The sequence below is a fragment of the Helicobacter pylori genome (genome assembly GCF_015904775.1).
Classification (GTDB): domain Bacteria; phylum Campylobacterota; class Campylobacteria; order Campylobacterales; family Helicobacteraceae; genus Helicobacter; species Helicobacter pylori_DM.
This window is the reverse complement of record NZ_JADZNC010000008.1, coordinates 58,610-66,293: the sequence shown is the minus strand read 5'-3', so window position 1 is coordinate 66,293 and position 7,684 is coordinate 58,610. Positions and strand designations below refer to the sequence as shown.

5 protein-coding genes and 1 pseudogene are annotated in these 7,684 nt (G+C 38.4%); 1 reads left to right on the top strand and 5 read right to left on the bottom strand.

The genetic code is table 11. From position 1 onward, the window contains the following. Positions 1–119: 119 nt before the first annotated feature. The 4 genes from I6852_RS05395 to hopE all read right to left on the bottom strand — a co-directional run bounded on the left by I6852_RS05395 (position 120) and on the right by hopE (position 3,516). Positions 120–1,022 (bottom strand): SAM hydrolase/SAM-dependent halogenase family protein, encoded by a 903-nt coding sequence (locus I6852_RS05395; RefSeq protein ID WP_197291973.1) that lies wholly within the window; start codon positions 1,020–1,022, stop codon positions 120–122. Positions 1,023–1,224: 202 nt separating this feature from the next. Then, positions 1,225–1,569 carry a hypothetical protein gene (locus I6852_RS05390; RefSeq protein WP_197291974.1) on the bottom strand — a complete coding sequence of 115 codons (345 nt, stop codon included), beginning with the start codon at positions 1,567–1,569 and terminating at the stop codon, positions 1,225–1,227. A 19-nt stretch (positions 1,570–1,588) separates the two neighbouring features. Beyond that, on the bottom strand, positions 1,589–2,515 hold the full coding sequence (gene rsmH / locus I6852_RS05385; protein WP_197291975.1) for a 16S rRNA (cytosine(1402)-N(4))-methyltransferase RsmH: 927 nt from the start codon (positions 2,513–2,515) through the stop codon (positions 1,589–1,591). A 179-nt stretch (positions 2,516–2,694) separates the two neighbouring features. After that, on the bottom strand, positions 2,695–3,516 hold the full coding sequence (hopE, locus tag I6852_RS05380) for a Hop family outer membrane protein HopE (RefSeq protein WP_157819779.1): 822 nt from the start codon (positions 3,514–3,516) through the stop codon (positions 2,695–2,697). A 164-nt stretch (positions 3,517–3,680) separates the two neighbouring features. On the opposite strand from hopE, the gene uvrA reads away from it, so the two are divergent. Continuing rightward, on the top strand, positions 3,681–6,506 hold the full coding sequence (uvrA, locus tag I6852_RS05375; RefSeq protein ID WP_197291976.1) for an excinuclease ABC subunit UvrA: 2,826 nt from the start codon (positions 3,681–3,683) through the stop codon (positions 6,504–6,506). A 340-nt stretch (positions 6,507–6,846) separates the two neighbouring features. Here uvrA and I6852_RS08205 read toward each other — a convergent pair. After that, positions 6,847–7,670: pseudogene (locus I6852_RS08205) on the bottom strand (hypothetical protein). Between the last annotated feature and the right edge of the window lie 14 nt (positions 7,671–7,684).

Sequence of the window (7,684 nt, the reverse complement as noted above, 5' to 3'; positions counted from 1 at the left end):
GAAACAAATTTTTAAAAACAAGCGTTTATTTTGGGGTTTATTTAGCGTTAATTAGGCTATGTTAATCAAAGTTTGATGGTTAAAAATCTCTAACTCCCCTTAATTTTCTAAAAAGCGCTTTACTTAGCGCACTTCTTTATATCAATATTCCAATCAGCACCGGATTTGATTTGATGTTTTTGCGCGAAATTATCCCTATTCAGCGCCACGGAAACATTCAACAAGCTGTTTAAATAAACCAACGGCTGGCCTTCTGGCACATCGCCAAAGCTTGCGACATACGGCATTTTCCCTTCGTATTTTTTCTTGGAACCTTTAGAAATCGTTACACACAGCGTGTCATTGAGTTTGATTTTTGCTTGATCGAGCAGTTTATCGCTGATATTGCTCCAAACATTACCATATTGAATATCCAAAATTGGGATATTGCCTTTCACTTCCCCTTTTGTGGCTTTCGCTTTTTGGTAAGGAATTTCAACGACTTTTGCGGGAAGCTCTGGCCCAACTTGCTCGAATGTGATCGCCCCAGAAGCCAAACGCGCCCCAGTGTAAGCATACACATCACGGCCATGGAAAGTATAGGATTTCTCAGAACCTTTCAAGCGGTTAGCTTTTTCATCAATTTCACGCACGCTATCAATCCCAAAAGTTTGCGCCACCAAAGTCAGCGTGCCGTTATCCGGCGAAACAAAATACTGGCCGTTTTTAGTTTTCAATACCACCGATTTACGCTTAGTGCCTACGCCCGGATCAACTACGCTCACAAATACCGAACCTTTTGGCCAATAACTAGCGGTCTGATACAAGCGGTAAGCACCCTCCCAGATGTTATACGGAGGAATTTCGTGCGTTAAATCAAAGATTTTAAGATTGGAATCAACGCTGAAAGCAACGCCTTTCATCGCCGAGACCGCCCCATCTTTTAGGCTAAAGTCGGTTTGTAAAATCAAAGCGTTATCTGCATAAACAGACGATAACCCTATGCACGCTGATAAAAACAACGCTGAAATCGTTTTTTTCATCTATATTATTTCCTGAATAACAAAAATGGAGTGAATCGTTTTCTCATGGTTATCCTTTGTTGGCTTAAAGTGTTTTTATTATACAATTTAAGGGGGTTGTTTGTTTGTTTTTCACAATTTAAAGTTTTTATAAGGGATTAAAATTTCGTATTGAAACAAAATTTTAACGCTAATTAGGCTCTCTTAAGATAGGGGGTTTTATTTAAAATGCAATATCGCCAATATTTTCACTATTTTCTATATAGTATTTAAAACGCTCTTTTTCTAATTCGTTTTTTAGGATTTGTTGTTCTTCTAAAAGTAGGCGTTTTTGATCTTCTAGGGTGTTGATTTTACGGCTAATATAATAGATATTATTGCTTAAATAGATTTTAGGCGCTAATAAGGCTAAAAACGCGCCCCCAAAAACCAATACCCCTATTAAAGCCATTAAAGAAAGGCCGTGCGGATTTTCATTTGCAGTTCCAGCGAATAATTCCTTTTTTTCGTCCTCATCTATGTGTACAAAGCGTTCTTTTTCATTTGAAGAATGGTTTTTTATGCTCATGGCTTACCCATTGACTTGTTCATGATTTGAATTGAAAAACCCTCATTTTAGCGCTTCGTGAACGCCTGTTGTTTTTAATTTCTTCTGGGCTTGGAGTGATGGGCTTTTTGGTTAAAATTGCACCTAAAGCGTGGTTGTTAGAGCAAGCGCATTGGAAACTTGAAGGATCGCAAATGCAATTTTTAGCGTAATCTTTGAAAGCGTTTTTCACTAACGCGTCTTCTAAAGAATGAAAAGAAATCACGCACAAAATCGCCCCCTTAAGGTTTCTAGCGCATTGTAAAAACTCTTTTAACTCTTCTAATTCGCTATTGACTTCTATGCGAACGGCTTGAAACACCAAAGTCGCTGGATGAATTTTTTTATTTTTAGAAAAAGAGCTTAAAAAATCGCTCAAATCCTTAGCGTCTTTAAAGGGTTTTTTAGCGCGCCTTTCTGCAATTTTGTGGGCGATTTTTTTGTATTCTTTGATTTCGCCATAGTCTCTAAAGATTTTTTCTAACGCCACTACAGAATAAGAGTTGATGACTTTTTGAGCGTTTAAATCGCTCTCTAAATCCATGCGCATATCCAAAGCGTGCGAGTGGAAATTAAACCCTCTGTCATCATCATCAAGCTGTAAGGAGCTCACCCCTAAATCCACTAAAACCCCCTTGATTCGATCGCCATGAATTTCTAGGGCTTCTTTAAAGCGTTTGGCAAACCCTCCACTTAAGAGATTATAACGCCCTTCAAAGGCTTTCAATCGTTCTTTAGCGATTTCTTGAGCGAACTTATCTTTATCAATACCAATGAGTTTCAGGTGCGGTTTTTGGGATAAAAGGGCTTTAGAATGCCCCCCTAACCCTAAAGTGCAATCAATCAAAACCCCTTCTTCTAAAGGCGTGAACGCTTGCAAAACTTCTTGCAACAAAACGCTTTGGTGCAGATTTTCTATTTCTTGCAAACAATCCCCTTAAAACCCCTAGATGAATTTTCCAAATGCCCACTCAATGGTGTTGGTTTTGTTGGTTACGCCCAAAAGTTTCTTTATAATCAATTTTAGCTTTTTAAGATGCGAAAATCCAAACTAAAACCCTTTTTATAAAGACTGAAAAGGGCTTTAAAGATACCCTTTTAAAGGGTTTAAAAAGTGTAGTTATACCCCAAATAAAGCGAATAATCCCGTTTCAAATGGTAATAAAGATTAGTAGCGTTAGGACCCGCACTCAAAAACTTGTTGATGAGTAGCGGCACTCTCACGCCAAATTCCACGCCATTATGCTTGTAGATATTGGCTCTCACGCCAAAATTCAACCATACTTGAAAAGCGACGGTTGAAGTGTTGGTGCTATAAGGAGCGTTAGGGTTACAATAAGTAGGGGTACAAACATCAGGACCTTTGGCTTCAATGATTTGCTCTTTCCAATAGTTTGCTGCGGAGCTTTTCCAAGTATTACCGCCGATAGCGACCCCACCAAAAATACCAAATGAAGCGTTATCGTTATCAATAATATCAGCTAACAAATCGCTCCCCACACCCCAAGAAACCATATCCAACTGGATTTTATTGGGTGCATAAACTTGCTTGCCTAAAGTGGCATGCCCATAATCAAAAAGCCCATACACCCTAAAACCAAACCACTTGCTTGTCATATCAAAAGACTTGAACTGGAAGAACTTCTTATAACCCACATTCAACCCAAGACCATTCAAAGCCCCATTAGCGTATTTAGCATGCCAATTGATATTGGTATGTCCTGGATTATACTTATTAGCGGTAAGACCTGGAGGACAACCTACAACACTCCCTGTGCAATCCCCTGTGTTATAAATATTGCTATTCAAACGGGCTTGTCCAAGCTGATAATTAGTCCCTATATAAACACCATCACCTTCGGCTAACAACGAAGAGCTTAAAACTGCGGATAGAAGCCCTAAAGCTACAAACTTTTTCATAAATTCCATTCCTTTACATTCCTATCTTTAAAATTGTCTCATAAAATAATAGCATGTTTATCCTTAATCAAGCAAATACTTTTAACTCTTATGAATAAGAAATGATAATAAAACCATTCTTTTTTGAAGTATAATAGCTCCTTTTAATCCATTTTCTTATTTTAAGGAAACTCTTGCAACATAAAACCATTATGGATAAGATCATTATTCAAGGGGCTAGGGAAAACAATCTCAAAAATATCTTTTTAGAAATCCCTAAAAACCAATTTATTGTTTTTACCGGATTAAGCGGTTCGGGTAAATCCACTCTGGCGTTTGATACTTTATACGCTGAAGGCCAAAGGCGCTATTTAGAGAGTTTGTCCAGCTATGCTAGGCAATTTTTAGACAAAGTGGGTAAGCCTAATGTGGATAAAATTGAAGGCCTAACCCCTGCGATCGCTATTGATCAAAAAACCACTTCTAAAAACCCTAGATCCACTGTGGGGACGATCACTGAGATTTATGACTATTTAAGGTTGCTGTTTGCAAGGGTTGGGGAGCAATTTTGCCCCACATGTTTAGAACCCATTAGTTCTATGAGCGCGAGCGATATTATTTCTCAAATCTGTCATTTAGAAGAAAATTCTAAAATCATTATTCTAGCCCCCATTATTAAAGATAAAAAAGGTTCGTTTAACGATAAATTAGAGAGCTTGCGTTTGAAGGGGTATGTGAGGGCTTTTGTTGATGGGGTGATGGTGCGTTTAGATGAAGAAATCCATTTGCACAAAACCAAAAAACACACCATTGAAGCGGTGGTGGATAGGGTGGTTATTAATAGCGAAAATTCTTCACGGATCGCTAGCGCAATAGAAAAAGCCCTTAAAGAAAGCTATGGGGAATTAGAAGTGGAAATCTTGCAAGAGAATGCGCCAAGCATCAGGAAGCATTACAGCGAGCATAAGGCATGTTTTAAGTGTAAGATGAGTTTTGAAGAATTAGAGCCTTTGAGTTTTTCCTTCAATTCGCCTAAAGGAGCATGCGAGAGCTGTTTGGGTTTGGGGACAAAATTTAGCTTAGATATTAGTAAGATTTTAGATCCTAACACGCCTTTAAATCAAGGAGCGATTAAAGTCATTTTTGGGTATAACCGCAGTTATTACGCTCAAATGTTTGAAGGCTTTTGCGCTTATAATGGCATTGACAGCGCGCTTTGTTTTAATGAATTGAATAAAGAGCAGCAAGACGCTCTTTTATATGGGAATGGCACTGAAATCAGCTTTCATTTTAAAAACAGCTCTTTGAAACGCCCTTGGAAAGGCATTATCCAAATCGCTTATGACATGTTTAAAGAGCAAAAGGATCTGAGCGATTACATGAGCGAAAAAACCTGTTCTTCGTGCGAGGGGCATCGTTTGAAAGCTTCCAGTTTGAGCGTTCAAGTCGCTGGCTTGAAAATGGCGGATTTTTTAACTAAGCCCATTGAAGAGGTTTATCATTTTTTTAATGATCCCACGCATTTTAGCTATCTTAACGAGCAAGAAAAAAAGATCGCTGAACCCATTTTAAAAGAGATTTTAGAAAGGGTGTTTTTTTTATACGATGTGGGGCTAGGGTATTTGACTTTGGGGAGGGATGCGCGAACGATTAGCGGAGGGGAGAGCCAAAGGATACGAATCGCCAGTCAAATCGGGAGTGGTTTGACAGGGGTTTTGTATGTTTTAGACGAGCCTAGCATTGGCCTGCATGAAAAGGACACGCTCAAACTCATCAACACCCTTAGGAATTTACAAAAAAAGGGGAACACGCTCATTGTCGTAGAGCATGATAAAGAGACGATTAAGCATGCGGATTTTGTTGTGGATATTGGGCCAAAGGCTGGAAGGCATGGGGGCGAAGTGGTTTTTAGCGGGAGCGTGAAAGAATTATTGCAAAATAACCATTCTACCGCCTTATATCTCAACGGCACTAAAAAGATTGAGCGCCCTAAATTTGAACCCCCTAAAGAAAAGCATTTTTTAGAAATCAAAAATGTCAATATCAATAACATTAAGAATTTGAGCGTTCAAATCCCTTTAAAACAATTGGTGTGCATTACTGGGGTGAGCGGGAGCGGTAAAAGCTCGCTGATTTTACAAACCCTTTTACCCACCGCTCAAACCCTTTTAAACCATGCTAAAAAAACTCAAAGTTTGAATGGGGTGGAGATTGTAGGGTTGGAGCATTTGGATAAAGTGATTTATTTAGATCAAGCCCCCATAGGCAAAACCCCACGAAGCAACCCTGCCACTTACACGGGAGTGATGGATGAAATCAGGATTTTATTTGCCGAGCAAAAAGAAGCTAAAATTTTAGGTTATAGCGCGAGCCGTTTTAGCTTTAATGTTAAAGGGGGGCGGTGTGAGAAATGCCAAGGCGATGGGGATATTAAAATAGAAATGCACTTTTTGCCTGATGTGTTAGTCCAATGCGATAGCTGTAAGGGCGCTAAATACAACCCCCAAACTTTAGAAATCAAGGTGAAAGGCAAATCCATTGCTGATGTGTTGAACATGAGCGTGGAAGAAGCTTATGAATTTTTTGCTAAATTCCCTAAAATCGCCGTGAAGTTAAAAACGCTTATAGATGTGGGCTTGGGCTATATCACTTTAGGGCAAAACGCTACGACTTTAAGTGGGGGGGAGGCTCAAAGGATCAAATTAGCTAAAGAATTGAGTAAAAAAGACACAGGCAAAACCCTTTATATTTTAGATGAACCTACCACCGGTTTGCATTTTGAAGACGTGAATCACCTTTTACAGGTTTTGCATTCTTTAGTGGCGTTAGGCAATTCCATGCTAGTGATTGAGCATAATTTAGACATTATCAAAAACGCTGATTACATTATAGACATGGGGCCTGATGGGGGGGATAAGGGCGGGAAAGTCATTGCGAGCGGCACGCCTTTAGAGGTGGCACAAAATTGCGAAAAAACCCAAAGCTATACGGGAAAATTTTTAGCTTTGGAATTGAAATAGCTTGCATGGGGAAGGTTAGCGGCAATAATAGCCACTTGATCATGCAAGAGTTAGCAAAGAAGCCATGCCTTTAAAATCCATCGCATGAAAGTTTGAAAAATGAGAAAGCATTTAAGGAAAATAGAAACCAAGCCGACACTCTCTAACCATTACAGAAACGGCTTTATTATCATTAAGTGTTAATTATAAATTATAAAAAATGCTAAAAAACATTTTTTATAGTCAATAGTAAAGAGTTTGATTTTAATTTTAATTGCATGATAATTTGTGTAGTGCGGTCTTAGGGGTTAAAAAATAACTTCTAATTTAAAAAATAAGAAGATTAAGATTCAACAAGATTTTATTTATTATTGTCTTCCTTCCGCATGATAATCGCCTGAATGGGATCTTTGCCGAGGAGGTTGCCAAACAGAGACCCTTTTGACAACTCATAAAACACCCTGCTTGTTATTTTAACGGCTGTCTTCTTTGAGTCTTTAAGATATTTGGGGAATTGCATTTTAACTTCTCTATCAATCATAGACCCCCACTTTTTATAGTAGAATTTGATCACAAATTCCGTTCCTTGTATCCGCTCTACCTTACAACTCCTAAACCCAACCCCCAAATACTTTCTCACCAACCACTCAATGTTGTAAGGCCCTTTGTCCAAAAAACGCCTGATATTTGCAGAATTAGCTTCATAATATATTGCAGGCTCGCCATTTTCAAGCAAATCAGCAAGAGTGGTGTTGTTATTATCAATCATAGGGGGAACATAAAACCCTAAACACTCATTTCAACCCCTAATTCCTTAACGATAAACAATCTGCAATTGATAAAATCACCATCCTTATCGTTAAGAACATCAATGATTTTATAAGAGCTGCCATACCCATAATAGAACGAGTTAGGTTTCTGTGGTTCTTTATTAGCCTTTAATTCATTAAATTCATCAAAAATACCCGCCATGAAATCATCATCATTTGCTAAAGCGGTCTTGCTACTCAATCTAACAATTTTTTCCTCACTCAATTGAACAATAACTTCGTTAGTCTCTTTATCCGCTCCAACACCAATCGCTCTATAGCCAAATCTATCCACTCTTTTACTCAATTTGTTACACAACAAACCATGCAACTCCTTGTTTTTTAATTTCTTAACCATAAAATCATTCGCTAACATAAAAACTCCCCATT